The sequence below is a fragment of the Stutzerimonas stutzeri genome (assembly GCF_024448955.1).
Lineage (GTDB): Bacteria > Pseudomonadota > Gammaproteobacteria > Pseudomonadales > Pseudomonadaceae > Stutzerimonas > Stutzerimonas stutzeri_AQ.
This window is the reverse complement of the sequence record NZ_JAMOIH010000002.1, coordinates 38,417-59,288: the sequence shown is the minus strand read 5'-3', so window position 1 is coordinate 59,288 and position 20,872 is coordinate 38,417. Positions and strand designations below refer to the sequence as shown.

At 63.4% G+C, this 20,872-nt stretch carries 18 protein-coding genes; 7 read left to right on the top strand and 11 right to left on the bottom strand.

Annotated features, from left to right (window positions below; genetic code table 11):
• Nucleotides 1-204 precede the first annotated feature (204 nt).
• Nucleotides 205-1,746: a nucleobase:cation symporter-2 family protein gene (locus NA645_RS02270; protein WP_256047323.1), complete on the top strand. Its 1,542-nt coding sequence runs from the start codon at nucleotides 205-207 to the stop codon at nucleotides 1,744-1,746.
• Between the two features lie 146 nt (nucleotides 1,747-1,892).
• On the opposite strand, the gene NA645_RS02265 is transcribed toward NA645_RS02270, so the two are convergent.
• The gene (locus NA645_RS02265) at nucleotides 1,893-2,252 is read right to left on the bottom strand and encodes a DUF1090 domain-containing protein (RefSeq protein WP_256047322.1); all 360 of its coding nucleotides are present in this window, start codon (nucleotides 2,250-2,252) and stop codon (nucleotides 1,893-1,895) included.
• Between the two features lie 159 nt (nucleotides 2,253-2,411).
• Here NA645_RS02265 and NA645_RS02260 point away from each other — a divergent pair, with 159 nt between their 5' ends.
• Entirely contained in the window at nucleotides 2,412-3,800 is a 1,389-nt protein-coding gene (locus NA645_RS02260; RefSeq protein ID WP_256047321.1) for a uracil-xanthine permease family protein, read from the top strand.
• Here NA645_RS02260 and NA645_RS02255 read toward each other — a convergent pair whose 3' ends face one another.
• Nucleotides 3,801-4,901: an NAD(P)/FAD-dependent oxidoreductase gene (locus NA645_RS02255; protein ID WP_256047320.1), complete on the bottom strand. Its 1,101-nt coding sequence runs from the start codon at nucleotides 4,899-4,901 to the stop codon at nucleotides 3,801-3,803. It abuts the gene before it with no gap.
• Nucleotides 4,902-5,006: 105 nt separating this feature from the next.
• On the opposite strand from NA645_RS02255, the gene NA645_RS02250 reads away from it, so the two are divergent.
• Nucleotides 5,007-5,462 carry a metallophosphoesterase family protein gene (locus NA645_RS02250; protein WP_256047319.1) on the top strand — a complete coding sequence of 152 codons (456 nt, stop codon included), beginning with the start codon at nucleotides 5,007-5,009 and terminating at the stop codon, nucleotides 5,460-5,462.
• A 211-nt stretch (nucleotides 5,463-5,673) separates the two neighbouring features.
• Here NA645_RS02250 and NA645_RS02245 read toward each other — a convergent pair whose 3' ends face one another.
• Complete coding sequence (locus NA645_RS02245) at nucleotides 5,674-6,321, bottom strand: YitT family protein (RefSeq protein ID WP_256047318.1); 648 nt, start codon at nucleotides 6,319-6,321, stop codon at nucleotides 5,674-5,676.
• An 85-nt stretch (nucleotides 6,322-6,406) separates the two neighbouring features.
• Nucleotides 6,407-6,922 (bottom strand): dihydrofolate reductase, encoded by a 516-nt coding sequence (locus NA645_RS02240; RefSeq protein WP_256047317.1) that lies wholly within the window; start codon nucleotides 6,920-6,922, stop codon nucleotides 6,407-6,409.
• A gap of 149 nt (nucleotides 6,923-7,071) precedes the next feature.
• Between NA645_RS02240 and NA645_RS02235 the strand changes: the two genes are divergently transcribed.
• The gene (locus tag NA645_RS02235) at nucleotides 7,072-8,193 is read left to right on the top strand and encodes a glycerophosphodiester phosphodiesterase (RefSeq protein WP_256047316.1); all 1,122 of its coding nucleotides are present in this window, start codon (nucleotides 7,072-7,074) and stop codon (nucleotides 8,191-8,193) included.
• Nucleotides 8,194-8,232: 39 nt separating this feature from the next.
• On the opposite strand, the gene NA645_RS02230 is transcribed toward NA645_RS02235, so the two are convergent.
• Complete coding sequence (locus NA645_RS02230) at nucleotides 8,233-8,625, bottom strand: DUF4282 domain-containing protein (RefSeq protein ID WP_256047315.1); 393 nt, start codon at nucleotides 8,623-8,625, stop codon at nucleotides 8,233-8,235.
• Between the two features lie 61 nt (nucleotides 8,626-8,686).
• On the opposite strand from NA645_RS02230, the gene NA645_RS02225 reads away from it, so the two are divergent.
• Both NA645_RS02225 and NA645_RS02220 read left to right on the top strand, forming a co-directional pair.
• Nucleotides 8,687-10,081: a DUF2868 domain-containing protein gene (locus NA645_RS02225; protein WP_423836555.1), complete on the top strand. Its 1,395-nt coding sequence runs from the start codon at nucleotides 8,687-8,689 to the stop codon at nucleotides 10,079-10,081.
• Between the two features lie 378 nt (nucleotides 10,082-10,459).
• Complete coding sequence (locus NA645_RS02220; protein WP_256047313.1) at nucleotides 10,460-11,833, top strand: GTPase/DUF3482 domain-containing protein; 1,374 nt, start codon at nucleotides 10,460-10,462, stop codon at nucleotides 11,831-11,833.
• 233 nt (nucleotides 11,834-12,066) lie between these two features.
• Here the strand turns inward: NA645_RS02220 and phoU are convergent, their stop codons facing one another.
• The 5 genes from phoU to NA645_RS02195 form a co-directional block, all read right to left on the bottom strand.
• Complete coding sequence (phoU, locus tag NA645_RS02215; protein ID WP_256047312.1) at nucleotides 12,067-12,786, bottom strand: phosphate signaling complex protein PhoU; 720 nt, start codon at nucleotides 12,784-12,786, stop codon at nucleotides 12,067-12,069.
• A 132-nt stretch (nucleotides 12,787-12,918) separates the two neighbouring features.
• Nucleotides 12,919-13,746, bottom strand: coding sequence for a phosphate ABC transporter ATP-binding protein PstB (pstB, locus tag NA645_RS02210; protein ID WP_256047311.1), 828 nt, complete (start codon nucleotides 13,744-13,746; stop codon nucleotides 12,919-12,921).
• A 76-nt stretch (nucleotides 13,747-13,822) separates the two neighbouring features.
• A complete protein-coding gene (gene pstA, locus NA645_RS02205) occupies nucleotides 13,823-15,493 on the bottom strand; it encodes a phosphate ABC transporter permease PstA (RefSeq protein WP_336605243.1) in 1,671 nt (556 codons plus the stop codon).
• A gap of 73 nt (nucleotides 15,494-15,566) precedes the next feature.
• Entirely contained in the window at nucleotides 15,567-17,843 is a 2,277-nt protein-coding gene (locus NA645_RS02200) for an ABC transporter permease subunit (protein WP_256047310.1), read from the bottom strand.
• Between the two features lie 214 nt (nucleotides 17,844-18,057).
• Complete coding sequence (locus NA645_RS02195; RefSeq protein WP_256047309.1) at nucleotides 18,058-19,023, bottom strand: PstS family phosphate ABC transporter substrate-binding protein; 966 nt, start codon at nucleotides 19,021-19,023, stop codon at nucleotides 18,058-18,060.
• 217 nt (nucleotides 19,024-19,240) lie between these two features.
• On the opposite strand from NA645_RS02195, the gene NA645_RS02190 reads away from it, so the two are divergent.
• Complete coding sequence (locus NA645_RS02190; RefSeq protein ID WP_131649457.1) at nucleotides 19,241-19,642, top strand: acyl-CoA thioesterase; 402 nt, start codon at nucleotides 19,241-19,243, stop codon at nucleotides 19,640-19,642.
• Here the strand turns inward: NA645_RS02190 and NA645_RS02185 are convergent.
• Complete coding sequence (locus tag NA645_RS02185; RefSeq protein WP_256047308.1) at nucleotides 19,628-20,851, bottom strand: GGDEF domain-containing protein; 1,224 nt, start codon at nucleotides 20,849-20,851, stop codon at nucleotides 19,628-19,630. The genes NA645_RS02190 and NA645_RS02185 overlap by 15 nt on opposite strands.
• Nucleotides 20,852-20,872: the final 21 nt, after the last annotated feature.

Genomic DNA, 20,872 nt, shown 5'->3' with positions numbered 1-20,872 from the left:
ATCTGCGGCTGCCACTCGTCGTTTCGTATTCCTTGCTCTCTTCGCTAGGATCGTTAATGTCGTATTTAAACGACCCAATTACCGTTGATCGACGCACATTGATGACAAACTGGCGAAAGCAGAAATGTATACAAAAGCCTGGTCATCCTGGTAACGAATTGTCTACATTAGGAGCACAAGAACAACAGCCAGAAAGGGATCACCATGACAGTCTCATCCGTCAGCACCCCGTCGGAGAAGCGTCCAGAGGACGAGAACCTCGGCGTCGGTGCCAACCTGGCCTATGGCCTGCAACACGTACTGACCATGTACGGAGGCATCGTTGCGGTGCCGCTGATCGTCGGTCAGGCAGCCGGTTTGTCGCCGGCCGAAATCGGTCTGCTAATCGCCGCTTCGCTGTTCGCTGGCGGTGCGGCCACTTTGCTGCAAACGCTCGGCCTGCCGTTCTTTGGCTGCCAGCTGCCTCTGGTACAGGGCGTATCCTTCGCAGGCGTGGCAACGATGATCGCCATCATCGGCAGCGATGGGGCCGGAGGGCTTCCGGTGGTGTTCGGCGCGGTGATTGCCGCCTCGCTGATCGGCTTGCTGATCACGCCGGTGTTCTCGCGCATCACCAAGTTCTTCCCTCCCTTGGTGACCGGCATCGTCATCACGACGATCGGCCTGACCCTGATGCCAGTCGCGGCACGCTGGGCGATGGGTGGCAACAGCCAGGCACCGGACTTCGGCAGCATGGCCAACATCGGCCTGGCAGGCTTCACCCTCGCTTGCGTGTTGCTGCTGAGCAAGCTCGGCAGCGCCACCATCTCCCGCTTGTCCATCCTTCTGGCGATGGTGGTCGGTACCGTGGCCGCGGTGTTCTTCGGCATGGCCGATTTCTCCAGCGTACTGGACGGTCCGGTCGTCGCCCTGCCGTCACCGCTGCATTTCGGGGCACCGGTGTTCCAGTTTGCGGCGATCCTGTCGATGCTGATCGTGGTCATCGTCACGCTGGTGGAAACCTCCGCCGATATCCTCGCTGTCGGTGAAATCATCGACACCAAGGTCGACTCCAAGCGCCTGGGCGACGGCCTGCGTGCCGACATGATCTCCAGCAGCCTGGCACCGATCTTCGGCTCGTTTACCCAGAGCGCTTTCGCTCAGAACGTGGGGCTGGTGGCGGTCACCGGTATCAAGAGCCGTTACGTGGTAGCTAGCGCCGGCCTGATTCTGGTGACGCTCGGCCTGCTGCCGGTGATGGGTCGCCTGGTCGCCGCAGTGCCCACCGCAGTGCTCGGCGGCGCCGGCATCGTGCTGTTCGGCACCGTAGCCGCTGCCGGTATCCGTACCCTGGCGCAGGTCGAATACCGCAACAACATGAACCTGATCATCGTCGCCACCTCGATCGGCTTCGGCATGATCCCGATCGCCGCGCCGAGCTTCTACCATCACTTCCCCGCCTGGTTCGAGACCATCTTCCACTCGGGCATCAGCTCGGCGGCAATCATGGCGATCCTGTTGAACCTGCTGTTCAACCACCTGACCGCCGGCAACTCGGACCAGCAGTCGGTATTCGCCGCCGGCAACGAACGCACCCTGCGCTACCAGGACATTGCCGCACTGCACGATGGCGACCATTTCCGCGATGGCAAGCTGTTTGACGTGGACGGCAACGAGGTGCCAGTGATCGGCGCCGAAGACCACGGCGCACCCACACAGCAGCCACCGCAAGCCAAGATGACGGAGGCGGTTCCGACCAGCGGATAAGGCCGCCGCGCGAAAGCCCGATTGAACAATGCCCGCCTCATCCAGGCGGGCATTGTTTTATGCAGAGTTCGGCGTTGTCGCTGTTACGCCAAGCCTTAGGGTCTGTTGCCGTTTCGTCGCAGCCGCGTACGAAACGGGAACAGACCCTAGTCTTCCAATATCTCTCGCAACTCTTCCCTGGCTTCGGCCAGTTTGCGCTCGCGCGTTTCGATCTTCTCCGGATCGCCATCACGCAATGCCTCTTGCAGATCGGCTTCACGCTCGCTGATCTCCTCCCGCGCCTCGTCGATCTCTTCTTGCCGCTCGGCCTGCAATCCCTCTTCGGTACAGTGCGCCCGGACCTTGCTCAGCGCGGTTTCCAGACCCTCGATACGCCCGGCGTTGCCCTGTTCACGGGCATGCTCCAACTGGCGGCGGATGTCCGCTTCCTTGCTGGCACAGCTTTCCTGAGCGTGGGCCAGGCCGGTGACGAGCGACAGCAGGGTCATTGCGACGACGATTTTCATTCGGGCACTCCTCGATTGGGTTTCGGTAATTGTAGGAGTCGTATCGGTGCAACAGGTTGCGGAAAATAACCGCGACAAGCCTTCAAGGCCCCGAACGCCGCACTGTCCGTACGGCAGCCCGGTCAGTAGAATCGCGCTCTTTTCGCCTGGAAGACGGCCATGAGCGCTCCCGATAATAAAACCGCCCCCGAAACGCCGGACGAACTGGTCTACGGGCTCGATGACCGTCCACGTCCCTGGATTGCCTTCTTCGCCGCCCTTCAGCATTTGCTGGCGATCATCGTGCCGATCGTTACCCCCGGCCTGCTGATCTGCCAGGCCATCGGCGTGTCGCCACGCGACACCAACATCATCGTCTCGATGTCACTGGTGATTTCTGGCATCGCCACCTTCGTGCAATGCAAGCGCTTCGGACCACTGGGTGCCGGGCTGCTGATCGTGCAGGGCACCAGCTTCAACTTCGTCGGCCCGCTGATCGCCGGCGGCGTATTGATGGTTAGCCAGGGCACGCCGGTGGAAGGCGTGATGGCGGCGATCTTCGGCGTGGTCATCGCCGGCTCCTTCATCGAGATGGGCGTGTCGCGCATCCTGCCGTTCATCAAACGTCTGATCACACCATTGGTGACCGGCATCGTGGTGCTGATGATCGGCCTGACGCTGATCAAGGTCGGTCTGATCAGCATGGGCGGCGGTTACGCGGCCATGGGCGACGGCACCTTCGGTAGCCGCGAGAACTTGCTACTGTCCGGTGTGGTGCTGGCGGCCATCGTCGTGCTCAACCGGTTACCAGTGGTGTGGCTGCGCAGCTGCGCGATCATCATCGCGCTGGCCATTGGCTATGCGCTGGCCGCTTATCTCGGGCGTCTGGACTTTACCGGCATGCGCGAAGCCGAGCTGTTCGAAGTACCGATGCCGTTGCACTTCGGCCTGGGATTCTCCTGGAGCCTGTTCATTCCGATGGTGGTGATTTATCTGGTCACCTCGCTGGAAGCCATCGGTGACATCACCGCCACCAGCAAACTTTCGCGTCAGCCGGTCGAAGGCCCGCTGTGGATGCAGCGCATCAAGGGCGGCGTGCTGGTTAATGGCGCCAACTCACTGCTGGCGGGCATCTTCAATACCTTCCCCAGCTCGGTGTTCGCGCAGAACAACGGCATCATCCAGCTCACCGGCATCGCCAGCCGTTACATCGGTATGTGGATCGCCGTGATGCTGGTGGTGCTCGGCCTGTTCCCGGCAGTCGCCGGCGTGCTGCAGGCGGTACCCGAGCCCGTGCTGGGCGGGGCCGCGCTGGTGATGTTCGGTGCGGTGGCGGCGGCGGGCATCAACATCCTTGCCGGTATTCAGCTGGATCGTCGCGCGCTGCTGATCATCTCGGTGTCGCTGGCGCTCGGCCTGGGCTTTTCCCAGGTGCCGGAATTCCTGGCGAACCTGCCGGTGGCGCTGCGCAACGTACTGGAATCGGGCGTCGCCACTGGCGGTATCTGTGCACTGCTGATGAACTGGTTTTTGCCCGAGTCGCCAGAGAATACGCACGAACAGGCCTGATCACCCGAGGCGCTGACGCACCTCGTCGGCAATCGCCAAGGCTGCGGTCAGCCCTGGCGACTCGATGCCGAACAGATTCACCAACCCGGCGATGCCATGCTGCGTCGGGCCGTCGATTCGGAAATCCGCCGCCGGCTCGCCCGGGCCGCTGATTTTCGGTCGGATACCGGTGTAAGCCGGTTGCAGCGCGCCATCCGGCAGCTCAGGCCAATAGCGACGGATGGCGGCGTAAAAGCTGTCGGCGCGACGGGCATCCACATCGTAATCGAGCGACTCGACCCACTGCACATCCGGGCCGAAGCGGGCCTGGCCACCGAGATCCAGCGTCAGGTGCACACCCAGCCCATCAGGTTCGGGTAGCGGATAAACCAGATGCCTGAAGGGCGTCGCCGTCGCCAGGCTGAAATAACTGCCTTTGGCGAAATAGCGCGTTGGCACCGCATCGGCAGGCAGGCCGCTAGTCAGGGCGGCGATCACCGGCGCCGCATGTCCGGCGCAATTGATCACTGTCGTAGCAAGCAGCGTCATCGGCTCATCGCCGCCGATATCGACACGCAACCCATCGTCCAGAATTTCGATCGTTTTTACCGGCGCACGCAGCGCCAGCAGCGCGCCCGCGCGCTCGGCATCACCCAGCAGCGCCAGCATCAGCGCATGGCTGTCGACGATCCCGGTGCTCGGTGACAAGAGTCCCGCGACGGCGTTGAGCTGCGGTTCCAGCGCGCGCACCTCGCCGCCATCGAGCCGCCGAAGATCATCGACGCCGTTGGCTACGCCGTGCGCTTGTAGCGCTTGAAGTCCGGCCAGTTGCGACTCGTCGGTCGCCACGATCAGCTTGCCGCAGCGCCGATAAGGTACGCCGTGGCTGTCGCAAAACGCGTAGAGCGCATCCCGCCCCGCCACGCACAGGCGAGCCTTCAGCGAGCCTTGCGGATAGTAGATGCCGGCATGAATGACTTCGCTATTGCGCGAACTGGTGCCCGTGCCGATGGCCGCCTCGGCTTCCACAATCAGCACCTCGCGCCCGGTTCGCGCCAGTACCCGTGCCACAGCAAGCCCCACAACGCCCGCCCCGATGACGATGCAATCGACCCGTTCCATTGATTCGCCCTCTTCGTTCGGCGAGCGCCAGACTGCCGCAACATCGAACCGCAGCCAAGTCTCGGTTGCCTTAACCTGGAGCACACTCGAACGACTGGAGTCCGCATGCGCATCGGCATCATCTCCGACACCCACGGCCTGCTTCGGCCCGAAGCGGTGGCCGCATTGAAAGGTTGCGACCGCATCATCCATGCTGGCGACATCGGCAAGGCGGAAGTTCTCGACGCGCTTCGAGAGCTGGCGCCGCTGGACACGATTCGCGGCAATGTCGACAGCGGTGAATGGGCCGCCGATATCCCCGAGCGGCTGGATCTGCAGCTTGGCGGGCTGCGCATACACGTGCTGCACGATCTTAAGGAACTGGCGCTGAACCCTGCCGACGCCGGTATCGCCGTGGTGATCGCCGGGCATTCCCATCAGCCGAAGATCGAGCAGATCGACAATGTGCTCTACATCAATCCGGGCAGTGCCGGGCGGCGCCGCTTCAAGCTGCCGATCAGCCTGGCGCTGCTCGACATCGAGGACGGCCAGCCCCGCCCGCAGCTGGTTACGCTGGGCTGAGCCAAGGTTTTCGATCCGAGCGTCGTGGGAAGCCTAGCCTCTGCCGGGCGAACAAGTTCGCCCCTACAGGACTGCCCTGACCGGCAGCTCTGAGTCGCCGCATCATGTGTAGGGGCGAATTCATTCGCCCAACGGGGCCAACCCCACCCGGCGCCAGTGCAAGTCCACCCCTCTGGACGCGCCCGTGGTTGAACACCGGATAAATCCAGCATCAACTAACTCCCATATACCGGTCGGCACGATGATTGATCGCCAGCACCAGATTGAGCGCCACCGCACCGAGCACCGATAGCCCGACCTTTTCCGGCGGCACGATGAACACCGCTGCCAGCACGATCAACGCATCGATGCACATCTGGAAGGTGCCCGCGCGTAGGCCGATGCGATCCTGCAGATACAACGCCAAGATGTTCACCCCGCCGAGGCTGGCGCGGTGGCGGAACAACATCAGCAGCCCGACGCCCATGGCGAAGCCGCCGAACAGCGTCGCGTAGTAAGTATTCAACTCGGCGAAGCGAATCCAGTGCGGTGTCAGCTCGGCCAGCAGCGAGACCAGCCCCACCGCAACGACCGTGCGCAGGGTAAACCCCCAGCCCATGCGCCATATCGCCAACAGGTAAAACGGCAGATTGAGCGTGAAAAACACCAGTCCGAAGGGCCAACCGGCGAAATACTTGAGCAGAAAAGCCAGGCCAACCGTGCCGCCGGTAAGCAGCCCCGCATGGCTGTAAAAAGCGATGCCCAGCGCCACCATCGCGGTGCCAAGCAGCAACGCGAGCGCATCTTCCCAGAACGGATGGCGCACGAAGATCGCAGCGATCGTCCCCGCATTTCCGGCGTCCGGCTCGTTGTTTTGCATGAAGAGGTCTCGTGGCAAACGAGTGGAAAGCATAGAGCCTGACGCCACGCGAGGACTTGGCGTCGATCAAGGAAAGATGGGTGATTCAGCGCCGCTGCCAGGTCTCGAAACGGTAGCCCGGAGCCTCGCCCTCTGCCGGATGCGCCTGACAGTCGCTGCGCTGCCATTCGGCTTCGTCGAAGTTCGGAAAGAATGCATCGCCGTCGGGAGTGGCTTCGATGCGGGTCAGATACAGGCGCTGCGCCTGGTCCAAGGCCTGAGCATAGAGTTGCGCGCCGCCTATTAGCATCAATTCCTCAACGCCCTGCTCGCGCGCCCATTGCTCGGCGCGAACCAGCGCAGCATCTAGCGTGGAAAACGTCTCGGCACCTTCGAGTCGCAGGTCCGGCTGACGGCTGATCACCAGATTCAGCCGCCCCGGCAACGGCCGGCCGAGCGAATCCCAGGTCTTGCGACCCATGATGATCGGCTTGCCGAGCGTCATGGCCTTGAAGTGTTTGAGGTCTGCTGGCAGATGCCAGGGCATGCGGTTGTCGAGGCCGATGACACGGTTGTCCGCGAGCGCCGCGATCATGGCGAGGGGAAGGGGGGGCTTTTTCATGGCGGCGAGAATAGCAGAGGGCCCCCGGGCAGTCAGCGCGTCGAATTCACGTCAACATCATCGAACCGTCACGTTCGGTCCACCGAAGCGTCAAGCGGGCGTCACTGATAGGCTTCAGTCTGATCGCTCCCCTTCCTCGGAGACGCCCCATGGCCCGCCCTACCCACACTCTGCGCCACTGGTTCACCGCCTGCGGCCTGTTGCTACCGATCGCCGCCTTCGCCGCCTCCCCAAATTCGGCCAGCGAGGCGAAGCTGCAAGGCAATCACAACGAACCCCATCCGCTGGTGATCGCCCACCGCGGCGCCAGCGGCTACGTTCCCGAGCACACGCTCGCCTCCTACGCCCTGGCCGTCTTGCAGGGTGCCGACTACATCGAGCCGGACCTGGTGATGACGCGCGACGGCGAGCTGGTCGCCCGTCACGACAACGAACTCGGGCTGACCACCGATGTATCCCAGCACCCTGAATTCGCCGATCGCAAGCGCACCCAGATGGTGGATGGCGTCAGCCTGACCGGCTGGTTCAGCGAAGATTTCACCCTGGCCGAGCTGAAGACCCTGCGCGCCATCGAGCGCATCCCGGACATCCGCCCCGGCAACGCCCGTCTCGATGGCAGCCTGGAAATCCCCACGCTGCAGGAAATCATCGACCTGGTGAAAACCCTGCAGCTGAGCGAGCGCCGGCGTATCGGCCTTTACATCGAGACCAAGCACCCGACGCATTTCCAGCAGCTGGGTCTGAGCATGGAGCGGCCGCTGGTACACACCCTTCACCGCAACGGTTACGCCGGACGCAAGGCGCCGGTGTATATCCAGTCGTTCGAAGTGGAAAACCTGAAAACCCTGAGCCGCCTGACGCAGCTGCGCTTGGTGCAGCTGTTCAGCGGCGGCCAGCCGTACGACCAGCAGGTGCGCGGCAGCGAACTGACCTACGCGCAGATGGCTACCGCCGAAGGGCTCAAGGCGATTTCACGTTACGCGACGGGCGTCGGGCCGGAGAAGAGCTACGTCATCCCGCGCGACGCCAACGGCAACCTGGGCCAGCCCACCGACTTCGTCCCGAACGCCCATGCCGCCGGGCTCAAGGTGCATCCGTATACGTTCCGCGCCGAGAACGCTTTCCTGCCGACCAATCTGCGCGCCGGTGACGCACCCGCCGATCGCGGCGACATCGAAGCGGAAATCCGCGCATTCCTGGATGCGGGCATCGACGGGCTGTTCATCGATCATCCGGATGTTGCGGTGAAAGTACGCGCCACGGCCGAATAGCGCTAAAGAACAGGCGGCACGGACGCCGCCCTCAGCCGATCACTGACGATTGGCGATCTTCTGCAGGTTCTCGTTGATCTTGAACAGCACGATCAGCAGCTCGCACCAGACCCGCGTACCGATCAGGCCAAACAGCAGCACCCCGAGGCCGGACCAGAAGCCCCCGCCGTATTCGCTGAACATCGTGGCGAGAGCCCCAACGACCACGCTGATCAAGCCCAACCAGTAGATGAAGATAATGATCTTCGGCGTCAGCATGGAGTCGAAGAAAAAGATGTCTTTCATGGTGAAGTCCTTTTGAAGCGCACAGGCACGGCAGGCAAACGCGCCGTGTGGCGAATCGGCCTGTCCCTGGCAGACGATGCGGCGAACCGCGGAATGATTGGCGGCGGATGCTAACAGAATCGTCCAGCGCTCCATCTGGATAGCCATTTCACCCTTCCGTTCGGCAACGGTTATTCTCAGGACCGAGCCCGTCACTATGAGAAGCCGCGTGTCCGCACCTCACCTGTCGCTGCCCAATCCCCTCGACCGCCTCTGGCTGACCGAAGCCGTGCGTCTGCGCGAAGAACACGCCGGGCCGCTGGACGATGCCGAAGCCAATCGCCAGGCCCGTGCGCAGGGCGGTGATCTATCCGAGCTGATCGAGCGGCGCGCGCTGTGGCTGGCCCGCCGCGACGGGCTGATCGAGGCGCAGCGGCATTGGCATCAGGGTGCACGACTGGCCGGCTTCGCGCTGATCCTGCTCGCGCTGTTCACCGGCGCCGGGCTGGCCTGGGCAGCGCTTGGCGATGGCCAGCAACCAGTCAATGTGTTCTGGGCGCTGGGCAGTCTGCTCGGGCTGAATCTACTGACGCTGCTTGGCTGGCTGCTGGGCTTCGCGCTGGCCGGCGATAGCGGCGGCGCGCTGGGCCGTCTGTGGCTCTGGCTCAGCGAAAAGCTCGCCCGCGATGCACGCGCCGTGCAACTGGCACCGGCGCTTTTGGCGGTCCTCGATCAGCGCCGCCTCGGGCGCTGGCTGCTGGGTTTGGGTGTGCATGGCTTGTGGCTGCTGGCGATGGCCAGCGCGCTCGTTACCCTGCTGGCGCTACTGGCCACGCGGCGTTATGGCTTCGCCTGGGAAACCACCATTCTCGGTGAAGGCACTTTCGTCGGGCTGACCCAGGCGCTCGGCGCGCTGCCGTCATTGCTGGGTTTCAGCGTCCCGGATATTGACCAGATTCGAGCCAGCGGTGCGCTGAGTCACGACTTCGAGAGCGCCCGCCAGCGCTGGGCCGGCTGGCTGGTAGGCGTTGTCCTTATTTATGGTTTGCTGCCGCGGCTGCTGCTAGCGCTGTTCTGCCTGTGGCGCTGGCGACGCGGTCGTACGCAGCTACGCCTGGATCTGCAATTGCCCGCCTACCGCCTGCTGCGTGAACGACTGCAGCCACCCAGTGAACGTCTCGGCGTCAGCGATGCGGCACCAACCCAGCTGCACGCTCCAAGCCTCGGCGCGCAGCTGAACGGCAGCGAAGGCGCTGTTCTCGTGGCCATCGAACTGGACCAGAGCCGCCCGTGGCCGCCGAAGCTGCCTGAATCGGTCGCCAACGCCGGCGTGCTGGACGACCGCGAGCAACGCCGTCGATTGCTGGACCAGCTGACCCGCTTCCCACCGCAACGCCTGGCAATCGCCTGCGACCCGCGCCGCTCGCCGGATCGCGGCACGTTGGCGTTGATCGGCGAATTGAGCCGTTGCGCCACCGAAACCCGCGTCTGGCTGCTGCAGGCTCCGGTCGGCGAGGCGCTGGACAGTCATCGCCTGGAGGATTGGCGACAGGCGCTGGATAGCCTCAGCCTGGCCCATTCCAGCAGCGCGCCATTGATCTGGCTGGAGAGCGGTCATGACTGAAAGCCGCAGCCGGCGTCCCACCCAACTCGATTCGCAGGCTCGTCAGCAAGCCGGTTCCGACTGTCGAGGCCCACTCCGGTTCGAGATGGCGGACGCTGGAACCTGCACTCCAACAAACCGTATCCGCCCTGTAGGAGCGAGCTTGCTCGCGAACCGAGGCAGCGGAAAAACAATCGCCAGCAAGCGGGCTCCTACGAAAAGCGGTCCGGGAAGCCGGTGCCACGTTTGGTGGGGACACGCACTCGCTGGAGGGGAGGCACACATAACTGACTCCCACCTCCCCGTAGTAACCAACTTGCTGGCGATCAACCCAGGCACGACCCGGAGACCGGAAGCCAGCAGGCTCCTCGTAGAGTGGCTCGTAGCGGAGCCTAAAACATGAGCGCCCCTCTGAAGCTCGCCCTGGTCGGGCACACCAACGTCGGCAAGACCTCGCTGCTGCGCACCCTTACCCGCGATGTCGACTTTGGCGAGGTATCGCACCGCCCCAGCACCACCCGCCACGTCGAAGGCGCCCGGCTGTCGGTCGATGGTGAACCGCTGCTGGAGCTGTACGACACGCCCGGCCTGGAAGACGCCATCGCCCTGCTCGACCATCTGGAACGAATCGAACGCCCGGGCGAACGCCTCGATGGCCCGGCGCGCACCGCACGCTTTCTCGACGGCAGCGAGGCGCGCCAGCGTTTCGAGCAAGAAGCCAAGGTGCTGCGCCAGCTGCTCGCCAGCGACGCCGGGCTCTACGTGATCGACGCCCGCGAGCCGGTGCTGGCCAAATACAAGGACGAACTGGCGGTGCTCGCCGGCTGCGGCAAGCCGCTGCTGCCGGTGCTTAACTTCGTCGCCCAGCCCGGTCACCGAGAGGACCAGTGGCGCGAGGCGCTGGCCCGGCTGGGGCTGCATGCACTGGTGCGTTTCGACAGCGTGGCGCCGCCGATCGATGGCGAGCGCCGCCTCTATGAAAGCCTGGCACTGCTGCTGGAGCAGTCGCGTCCCAAGCTGCAACGTCTGATCGATGACCATGAAGCTCAGGCCGCCGCACGTCTCAGCGAAGGCAACCGATTGATCGCCGAATTGTTGGTCGATGTCGCTGCCTGCCGCCGCAGCGTCGCCGCCCAGCCGGAACTGGAGCGCGGTGCGATCCGCGAACTGCACGACGCCGTGCGCGCTCGTGAGCAGGCCTGCGTCGAAGCGCTGCTGCGGCTCTACGCCTTCCGCCCGCAAGATGCCGCAGCCGCCGACCTGCCATTGCTCGATGGCCGCTGGGGCGATGACTTGTTCAATCCAGAAACGCTCAAGCAGCTGGGCGTGAAAATCGGCGGCGGCATGGCCGCGGGCGCGGCGGCCGGGGCCGGAGTCGACCTGATGGTCGGCGGCATCACCCTCGGCGCTGCCGCGCTGCTCGGCGCCATCGCGGGCGGCGGTGCGCAAACGGCGCGGCATTACGGCAATCGCCTGCTGGGCAAACTCAAAGGTCAGCGCGAATTGACCGTCGACGACGCCGTGTTGCGCCTGCTCGCCCTGCGCCAGCGACAATTGCTGGGCGCCCTCGCCACCCGCGGGCATGCCGCGATGGACGCAATCCGCCTCGATGCGCCAGACGACAAGGCCTGGCGCGAAGGCAAGCTCCCCGAGGCGCTGCATCGCTGCCGCGCGCATCCAGCCTGGTCATCGCTCAATCCCGGCGCCCGGCTGCAGGACAGCGAACGCCAGGCGGCGCTTGATGCACTGCAGGCTGAATTGCGCGGAGATTAAGCCTCGCGCACCCCATTGGTGGGCTGAAGCCCACCCTACATTGCTGGCCACTTCCGTAGGGTGGGCCGGGCGGCATTCTGCTTTAGGTTGTAGGGTGGGCTTCAGCCCACCGGCCGATAGCTTGGCCGGCCGGCGCATTCCGGATGGCTTCTGGCGGGCTGAAGCGGAACGCGCCCGGCCGCACCCTACGGTGCGGCGCCCCGCTTCAGCCCACCAACAGGCCCCGCCGATTTTCAGTCGCGCTTGTTGGCAACTTCCTCGGCCATGCGGGTCAGGCCCAGGTGGCGGACGTCGGTGCCGCGTACCAGGTAGATCACCAGTTCCGCGATGTTACGGGCGTGGTCGCCGATGCGTTCCAGCGAACGCAGCACCCAGATGACGTTGAGCACGCGGGAGATCGAGCGCGGATCTTCCATCATGAAGGTGACCAGCTCGCGCAGGGCGGTCTTGTATTCGCGGTCGACGGTCTTGTCGTACTGCGCCACCGACAACGCCAGGTCGGCGTCGAAGCGGGCGAAAGCGTCCAGCGCTTCACGCACCATCTTGCGCACCTGATCGCCGATATGACGCACCTCGACGTAGCCGCGCGGGGCCTCGCCCTCTTCGCATAGCTGGATAGCGCGACGGGCGATCTTGCTGGCTTCGTCGCCGATCCGTTCGAGATCGATCACCGACTTAGAGACGCTGATGATCAGCCGCAGGTCCGACGCCGCCGGCTGACGGCGGGCGAGGATGCGTACGCATTCCTCGTCGATGTTGCGCTCCATCTGGTTGATCTGGTCATCGATATCGCGCACTTGCTGCGCCAATCCCGAGTCGGCCTCGATCAGCGCGGTGACCGCGTCGTTAACCTGCTTTTCCACCAGCCCGCCCATGGCCAGAAGGTGACTGCGCACCTCTTCCAGCTCGGCGTTGAACTGCTGGGAGATGTGTTGGGTGTGGATGTCTTTCATTTCATTCGCTCCGCGAAAGCTGGGAGTTGAAAGCAGGAAGCTGGAGGTAAAAGCTGGAAGCCAAACGTCAGAAGCCGAAGCCGTTGCTGTTTTCTTCCAGCTTCAGGCTTTCAGCTTCAAGCTAACGCGCGCTTAGCCATAACGCCCGGTAATGTAGTCTTCGGTCTGCTTCTTAGCCGGGTTGGTGAACAGCGTGTCCGTGTCGCCATACTCGATCAGTTTGCCCATGTACATGAACGCGGTGTAGTCGGAGACGCGCGCAGCCTGCTGCATGTTGTGGGTGACGATGACGATGGTGTACTTGGATTTCAACTCGTAGATCAGCTCTTCGACCTTGAGCGAGGAGATCGGGTCCAGAGCCGAGCTGGGCTCATCGAGCAGCAGCACTTCGGGCTGCACGGCGATGGTCCGAGCGATCACCAGACGCTGCTGCTGACCGCCGGAAAGGCCGAGCGCCGACTCGTGCAGGCGGTCCTTCACTTCTTCCCACAGCGCGGCGCCCTTGAGCGCCCATTCGACGGTTTCGTCGAGCACGCGCTTCTGTTTGATGCCCTGGATACGCAGGCCGTAGACCACGTTCTCGTAGATGCTCTTGGGGAAGGGGTTGGGCTTCTGGAACACCATGCCGACTCGCCGGCGCAGATCGGCGACGTCTTCGCCCTTGCGGTAGATGTTGTGGCCGTCGAGGTTGATGGCGCCCTCGATGCGGCAGCCATCGACCAGATCATTCATGCGGTTGAAGCAGCGCAGCAGCGTGGACTTGCCGCAGCCGGACGGGCCGATGAAGGCGGTCACGCGTTGGCGCGGGATATTCATGCTGATGTTGAACAGCGCCTGCTTCTGACCGTAGTACAGGCTCAGATCCGGCACCTCGATGGCCACCGGCTCGTCGGCCAGACTGAGGCTGCGCTTGTCGCGGCCAAGGGCGGAAATGTCGATGGAATGGGTATTCGATTGCATGTGCTCACTCCGGGAAGAGCTGGAAGCTGAAAGCGCTCTTGCTTCCAGCTTCCGGCTTCTAGCTTCCAGCTAACGATTAATGGTCCAGCGCCTTGTATTTCTCGCGCAGGTGGTTGCGGATGACGACCGCACTGAGGTTGAGCGTCGCGATCACCAGCACCAGTAGCAACGCCGTCGCGTAGACCAGCGGCCGCGCCGCTTCGACGTTGGGACTCTGGAAGCCGACGTCATAGATGTGGAAGCCCAGGTGCATGATCTTCTGGTCCAGATGCAGGTAAGGGTAGTTGCCGTTGAGCGGCAGCGAAGGCGCCAGTTTGACCACACCCACCAGCATCAGCGGCGCCACTTCGCCCGCCGCGCGGGCCACGGCGAGGATCAGTCCGGTCATCATCGCCGGGCTAGCCATGGGCAAAACAACCTTCCAGAGCGTCTCCGACTTGGTCGCACCGAGGGCCAGCGAGCCTTCGCGTATCATCCGCGGAATACGCGCCAGGCCTTCCTCGGTGGCGACGATCACCACCGGCAGGGTGAGGATCGCCAGGGTCAACGACGCCCACATCAGGCCCGGCGTGCCGAATACCGGGGCCGGGGCCGCTTCAGGGTAGAAGATCCGGTCCAGCGAGCCACCCAGCACATAGACGAAGAAGCCCAGGCCGAACACGCCGTAGACGATGGAAGGTACGCCGGCGAGGTTGTTCACCGCGATACGAATGATGCGAGTGAGCAGGCCCTGCTTGGCGTACTCGCGCAGGTAGACCGCTGCTATCACGCCGAACGGGGTGACGATCACCGCCATGATGATGGTCATCAGCACGGTGCCGAAGATCGCCGGGAAGATGCCACCCTCGGTGTTCGCCTCGCGCGGCTCGTCGCTGACGAATTCCCAGACCTTGGCGAAGTAGAAGCCCAGCTTGTCGACCACCGACATGGCGTTAGGACGATAGGCACGCACGACCTTGTCGAGCGTGATTTCCTTTTCCTGACCGTCCATGGTGCGCATGACGATGCTGTCGCGGTTGAAGCTCTGGTAGAGCGACACCAGTTCGCCTTCGAGTGCCTTGTATTCGGCATCCCACTGGGCGCGCTCGGCGTCCAGTTGCGCCTGCGCGGCGGCGTCGAGTTGACCGTCGAGCTCCAACTTGCGCGTCTTCAGGCGCAGACGTTCGAGGCCATGGTTGATGCGGCCGATATCGACCTTTTCCAGCCGCGAAATCTGCGCATGCAACTCGTCGATGCGATCGATGCGGCGCTGCAGCTCGTCCCAGGCATCGTCGCCCTCGGCGACCAACTGGCCGCTTTCTTTGACGCTCAGCAGCTCGCCGTAGAAATTGCCCCACTCGCGGCGCTCCATGACGATTAGATCCGCCGGCTTGCGCTCATTGCTCAACCACTCGCCGACGACCCAGGAGAAGTCCGCGCCATAGACCTCACGGTTGCCGACCTTGAGCAACTCGCGGGTCATGAATTCGCCGCCCTCGACGTCCACCGGCAAACCGCTGGCGGCCAGCCGGGCACGCGGTACTTCTTCGGCCTGCACCCGCTCGCCGGCCAGCACGCGTGGTTCGGCACCAGGCACCTGGTAATCGGCGACCATGACGTCGGCCGGCCAGAAGTGTTCCAGTCCGCGCACGGCGATCACCGCCAGCAGACCGAGGGTCATGATCACGGCGATGGACACCGCACCGGCATTCATCCAGACCCAGGGGGTGCCGCTCTTGATCCAGGTTTTCAGCGAATCCTTTTTCACGGATCGTTACCTTTGTCTTAATCCCGACGCAGCCGCGATCGGCTGCATGTTGCGCCCGCAGGCGCGGCTCTCATTACAGGCTGGCGTACTTGCGACGCAGGCGCTGGCGAATCAGCTCGGCTAGGGTGTTCATCACGAAGGTGAACATCAGCAGCACCATCGCCGCGAGGAACAGCACGCGGTAATGGGTGCTGCCCACTTCCGATTCAGGCATTTCCACCGCGACGTTGGCCGCTAGGGTGCGCATGCCTTCGAAGATGTTGGCTTCCATGATCGGCGTGTTGCCAGTAGCCATCAGCACGATCATGGTTTCGCCCACGGCGCGGCCCATGCCGATCATCAGCGCCGAGAAGATGCCCGGGCTGGCAGTCAGCAGTACCACGCGGGTCAGCGTCTGCCAGGGTGTCGCGCCGAGCGCCAGGGAACCCAGGGTGAGACTTTTCGGCACGCTGAACACGGCGTCTTCGGCGATCGAGTAGATCGTTGGAATCACCGCGAAGCCCATCGCCAGGCCGATCACCAACGCGTTGCGCTGATCGAACGGGATACCCATTTCGTTGGTCAGCCACAGGCGCATGTCGCCACCGAAGAACCAGTTCTCAAGATAGCCGCTGACGGCCAGCGAGCCCCAGCCCACCGCCAGGATCACGGGGATCAGCAGCACCGCTTCCCAACCCTCCGGCACGCTCAGACGAACGTTTTCTGGCAGTCGGCTCCAGAGCCAGGCGGCCAGCAGAATGCCCACCGGCATTAGCAACAGCAGGCTGAAAATCCCCGGCAGGTGGTTTTCCAGATAAGGCGCAAGAAACAGACCGGCGAAAAAGCCCAGGATGACGGTCGGCAGCGCTTCCATCAGCTCGATCACCGGCTTGACCTTGCGGCGCAGGGCCGGGGCCATGAAGTAAGCGGTGTAGAAGGCCGCGCAGATCGCCAGCGGTGCCGCCAGCAGCATGGCGTAGAACGCCGCCTTGAGCGTACCGAAGGCCAGCGGCGAAAGGCTCAGCTTGGGTTCGAAGTCACCGGTCGCGGAGGTCGACTGCCAGACGTAATCCGGCTCCGGATAGCTTTCGTACCAGACCTTGCCCCACAGCGCGCTCCAGGAAATCTCCGGATGTGGATTGTCGATCACGAAGCGCTGCAGTTGGTCCCCCGACTCCACCAGCAGGCGGGTGGCCCGCGGCGACAGGGCAGCAACAGCCGCACCCTCGGCGACCGGCTCGGTCAGCAGCGTGCGATGCGCGGTGCTGTGGAAAATCCCCAGGGTGCCGGCGCTGTCGAGGGCGAGGAAGCCCTTGCGGCGTTCTTCCGGGAGGATTTGCGTGATCGGCTGGCTGCCTAGCTGGAAGTTGCGCACGTTTTGGAGCTCGGCCTGGCCATCGCTGCCGCGCACCATGAACCATTGACCGATGCCGCCCGTCGAGTCGCCGACCATCAGGGAGATGCCACCCAGCAAGGCGGCCACGCTGGTGATTTCACCCTTGCCACCGAGCAGCTTGTAGCGCCCGTTGAGTTGCTTGCGGCGTAGATCGAAGACATCGACGCTGGCCCGACCACTCACCGCGAACAGCCACATATGGCGCGGATCGATGCGCAGCGCCTTGATCGGCTCGGAAAGTTGCGGAAGATCCAGGCGCTCCTGTTCCTGGGTGGTTTCCCCTGTCAGCAGATTCTCGGTGGTGGCAATCCGCAGTGCCTGGAGCGCGCCATTGGCGGCGCCGGCTACCATCAAGGTCTTGCCGTTTACGCTGACCGCGGCGTGGGCGATGGGCCGGCCTTCTGGGTCGAGCTGCAGCGGTTCCTGGCCGAACGGGTAATCCAGCTGTGGAGTGATGGTCTTGTTGCCGTTCGGGTAGGTGACCTTGTAGTTGTGTTCGACGACGAGCACCTGGCCATTCTCCAGGCCCAGCACGATACGTCGATTGCCGGGCGTGTCCTGGCCAACCGAGACGATGCGGCTGCCAGCCGGTAGCGGCAGGTCGATGGTGCGCAAGGATTCCCCGGTCCGCAGGCTGAAGAAGCGAACCAGGCCATCGTTGCCGAGGCGCATGGCGACCTGATTCTGCTCTTCCATGGCCAGCAACAGCGGCTCGCCAGCGTCTGCCAGCCAAGTCGGCTGTTGCGCATCGCGCGCCTCCAGCTCGGCGCCCTGAAACATCGGCAGGACGACCTGTGCGAGGTAGAAGAAAATCAGGCAGATGGCGCCAAGCACGGCGAGGCCACCAATGGAGACGTACCAACGCGCCAGGTTGTCGTTTAGCGCGCGGATGCGGCGCTTGCGTTGTAGAGCCGGCGTATTGAAATCCAGCCGTTGCACATCGGAATTCGCGCTCATGGTCTCTATATCGTTCATGCGAAGGTCCTGGCCGCTCAGGCCGTCAAAACTGCTGCGCCATCCGGCACGCGTCGTTCCACTGGATACCGAGGGCCGCTGGGCGCCTAAATCTAATCAAGCTGTGTGACAGAAACATTACAGCGAGGTGACGCGACGACGCCCGCCAGCGCAAAAGTGCGTGGCGGGCGTCGAGCTCAGGCTCGCAGCGGCTGCCGCGAGACTGGCGTGCGTCTTACAGGCCCAGTTCCTTCAGGGTCTTTTCGACGACGGTCTTGGGCAGCGGAATGTAGCCGTCCTTGACCACGACTTCCTGGCCCTGCTTGGAGAGCACCAGCTTGAGGAACTCGGCGTCGATCGGGCTCAGCGGCTTGTTTGGCGCCTTGTTCACGTAGACGTAGAAGAAGCGTGCCAGCGGGAACTTGCCGGCCAGAGCGTTCTCTTCACTGGCTTCGAAGGCTTCGCCGCCCTTGGACAGGGGAACGGCACGGACGCTGGAGGTCTTGTAGCCGATGCCCGAGTAACCGATTGCGTTCAGGGTGCTGGAGATCGATTGCACCACCGAGGCCGAACCCGGCTGCTCGTTGACGTTGGGCTTGAAGTCACCCTTACACAGGGCTTCTTCCTTGAAGTAACCGTAGGTGCCGGACACCGAGTTGCGACCGAACAGCTGAATCGGCTTGCTGGCCCACTCGCCGGTCAGACCCAGATCGTCCCAGGTCTTGATGTCCTGCTCGCCACCGCATAGACGGGTGCTGGAGAAAATGGCGTCGACCTGCTCGATGTCCAGGCTCTCGATCGGGTTGTCCTTGTGTACGAACACAGCCAAGGCGTCGATCGCAACCGGCACTTCAGTCGGCTTGTAGCCGTACTTCTCTTCGAAGGCCTGGATTTCGTTGTCCTTCATCGGGCGGCTCATCGGGCCCATGTTGGCCGTACCTTCGGTCAGCGCCGGCGGTGCGGTGGAGGAACCGGCAGCCTGAATCTGGATGTTGACGTTCGGGTAGCTGCGTTTGAAGTCTTCGGCCCACAGGGTCATCAGGTTGGCCAGCGAGTCGGAGCCGACGCTGGACAGGTTGCCGGAAACGCCGGAAGTCTTCTCATAGGTCGGCAGAGCCGGGTCAACGGCGGCAACAGCGCTGGCAGCGCCTACACCAGCGGCAACGAAGGTCAGGGCCGCCATCAAACGATTCAGTGTCATACCTTGCTCCTAGCAGGGGTGTGCTCGAGTGTGTTGGAACGGGGGCCATTGTCTGCAGGCCGCGTGAACACTCTATGAACGGAATATGACAATCTGGTTACGGCAACGGAGACGCGACTGCACGGTCGCTGCTGAAACATTCAGCCGCTATACTCGCCCGGCCCGCACTACTGCGGCTTTTTCGCGCCAGAACAACAACCGCGCCGCGAGTCGACCGATGAAAGAATACGAACAGGAAGATCCGATTCCACAGGGCGATCTGGCCCTGCAACTCACTGCGCTGCCACGCGAGACCAACGGGTTCGGCGATATCTATGGTGGCTGGCTGGTCTCGCAGATGGATCTGGCCGGAACCGCCATGGCCAGCCGCGTGGCAGCCGGCCGCGTGGCCACGGTGTCCATCGATCGCATGGCCTTCATGGTGCCGGTGGCGGTGGGCGCGCAGCTGTCCTTTTATACCCAGACGCTGGACGTCGGGCGCAGCTCGATTCGCATGCTCGTGGAAGTCTGGAGCGATGATCCTGTCTCCAGCGAGTGGCGCAAGGTCACCGAGGCGGTGTTCGTCTTCGTGGCCATCGACGGTAGCGGTCGCACTCGCCCGGTATCACCACGCCGCTAAGCAGCTGCGGGCCTCGGTTGATTGACCGGCGCTCATTGCGTAGCGGTTCTTGCCAGCCAGCTTGGCTTCGTACAAGGCCTTGTCGGCGGCGTGATACAGCTGTTCGGGCGTCTGCTCCGGCTGCAGCACCGCCACGCCAATGCTCGACGTGACGTGAGCACCATGCACCGAGGCCGGATGCGGCAACGCTCGCTCTTCCAACTTTTGCAGAATCTGTCCGGCAATTGCCTGTGCCGATTGCGCATCACAATCGAGCAGTAGCAGCGCGAACTCTTCACCGCCCACCCGCGCCGCCAGATCCAGCGGCCGCCGCGAGAAGCCCACGAGCAGCGTACCGAACTCCCGAATCAATGCATCGCCCGCCGGATGGCCGAGGCTGTCGTTGTAGTCCTTGAAGTTGTCCAGATCGAGCAACAGCAAGGCCAGCGGCTTGCGTTCGCGCCGCGCCTGCAACAGCGTTTGCGGCAAGGCGCTATCGAAGCTGCGGCGGTTGGCCAACCCCGTCATGGCATCGTGCTGAGCGACCCAGCCGAGCAACTTGCGCATCAGGAACTGCTCGCGCTGCGAGTATTCATGGACGTAGCGGCTGATCGCGCCGAGCACCAGCAACAGCAGGTAATAGCTGACCGAAACCCAGTGCACCAGCAGCTCGCTGGGTGAAAGCACCACGACCGCGATCAGTACATCGAACAGAACGATCGCCATCGCACTGGCCAGGGCACGCCAGAAGGTTACGCCGAGAAAGAAGAACGAGCAGACGATCAACAGGCCGGCACCATAGCGAAAGGCGAGCTCCGGCTGGGTGAGTTCGTATTGCATGTCGATCCGCGCCGCGATCACGCCGATCAGCACAAGGAACGCCGGGAACAGACGGTTAGCGATGATTCGCGCCCGTCGCATGAACAGCGTCAGCACCAGGATTGCCAGACCGGGCACGATCTGCAGCAGGCGCAGCACGGTCAACTCACGCAACCAGTCGGGATCGTGATCACCAAATAGCTGGTGCTCGACATAGAGGTAACCGCAGACCACCAGGATCAGCAGACAGGCGCCGAGCTGCTGCGCCAATCGCGCCTGGCGACCAATATAACGGCGGAATTCGCGTTCCAGGTCCGGCGCGAACAGCAGGCGTCGGAAGCCATCGAGCAACTGCTGCCCGTAAGGCGTGTCCCGATAATCCTCGGCGGACTTGGTTTCTATGGTTCGCATTGGAGGGAAGCTCATATACAG

Excerpts from the sequence above, each read along its gene's own strand:
- NA645_RS02245 (WP_256047318.1), bottom strand. The coding sequence starts at position 6,321 with ATGCAAAACAACGAGCCGGACGCCGGAAATGCGGGGACGATCGCTGCG.
- NA645_RS02240 (WP_256047317.1), bottom strand. The coding sequence starts at position 6,922 with ATGAAAAAGCCCCCCCTTCCCCTCGCCATGATCGCGGCGCTCGCGGAC.
- pstB (WP_256047311.1), bottom strand. The coding sequence starts at position 13,746 with ATGCAATCGAATACCCATTCCATCGACATTTCCGCCCTTGGCCGCGAC.
- NA645_RS02230 (WP_256047315.1), bottom strand. The coding sequence starts at position 8,625 with ATGGCTATCCAGATGGAGCGCTGGACGATTCTGTTAGCATCCGCCGCC.
- NA645_RS02195 (WP_256047309.1), bottom strand. The coding sequence starts at position 19,023 with ATGACACTGAATCGTTTGATGGCGGCCCTGACCTTCGTTGCCGCTGGT.
- NA645_RS02255 (WP_256047320.1), bottom strand. The coding sequence starts at position 4,901 with ATGGAACGGGTCGATTGCATCGTCATCGGGGCGGGCGTTGTGGGGCTT.
- NA645_RS02190 (WP_131649457.1), top strand. The coding sequence starts at position 19,241 with ATGAAAGAATACGAACAGGAAGATCCGATTCCACAGGGCGATCTGGCC.
- phoU (WP_256047312.1), bottom strand. The coding sequence starts at position 12,786 with ATGAAAGACATCCACACCCAACACATCTCCCAGCAGTTCAACGCCGAG.
- NA645_RS02260 (WP_256047321.1), top strand. The coding sequence starts at position 2,412 with ATGAGCGCTCCCGATAATAAAACCGCCCCCGAAACGCCGGACGAACTG.
- NA645_RS02270 (WP_256047323.1), top strand. The coding sequence starts at position 205 with ATGACAGTCTCATCCGTCAGCACCCCGTCGGAGAAGCGTCCAGAGGAC.
- NA645_RS02185 (WP_256047308.1), bottom strand. The coding sequence starts at position 20,851 with ATGCGAACCATAGAAACCAAGTCCGCCGAGGATTATCGGGACACGCCT.
- NA645_RS02250 (WP_256047319.1), top strand. The coding sequence starts at position 5,007 with ATGCGCATCGGCATCATCTCCGACACCCACGGCCTGCTTCGGCCCGAA.
- NA645_RS02265 (WP_256047322.1), bottom strand. The coding sequence starts at position 2,252 with ATGAAAATCGTCGTCGCAATGACCCTGCTGTCGCTCGTCACCGGCCTG.
- NA645_RS02235 (WP_256047316.1), top strand. The coding sequence starts at position 7,072 with ATGGCCCGCCCTACCCACACTCTGCGCCACTGGTTCACCGCCTGCGGC.
- NA645_RS02200 (WP_256047310.1), bottom strand. The coding sequence starts at position 17,843 with ATGAACGATATAGAGACCATGAGCGCGAATTCCGATGTGCAACGGCTG.
- NA645_RS02220 (WP_256047313.1), top strand. The coding sequence starts at position 10,460 with ATGAGCGCCCCTCTGAAGCTCGCCCTGGTCGGGCACACCAACGTCGGC.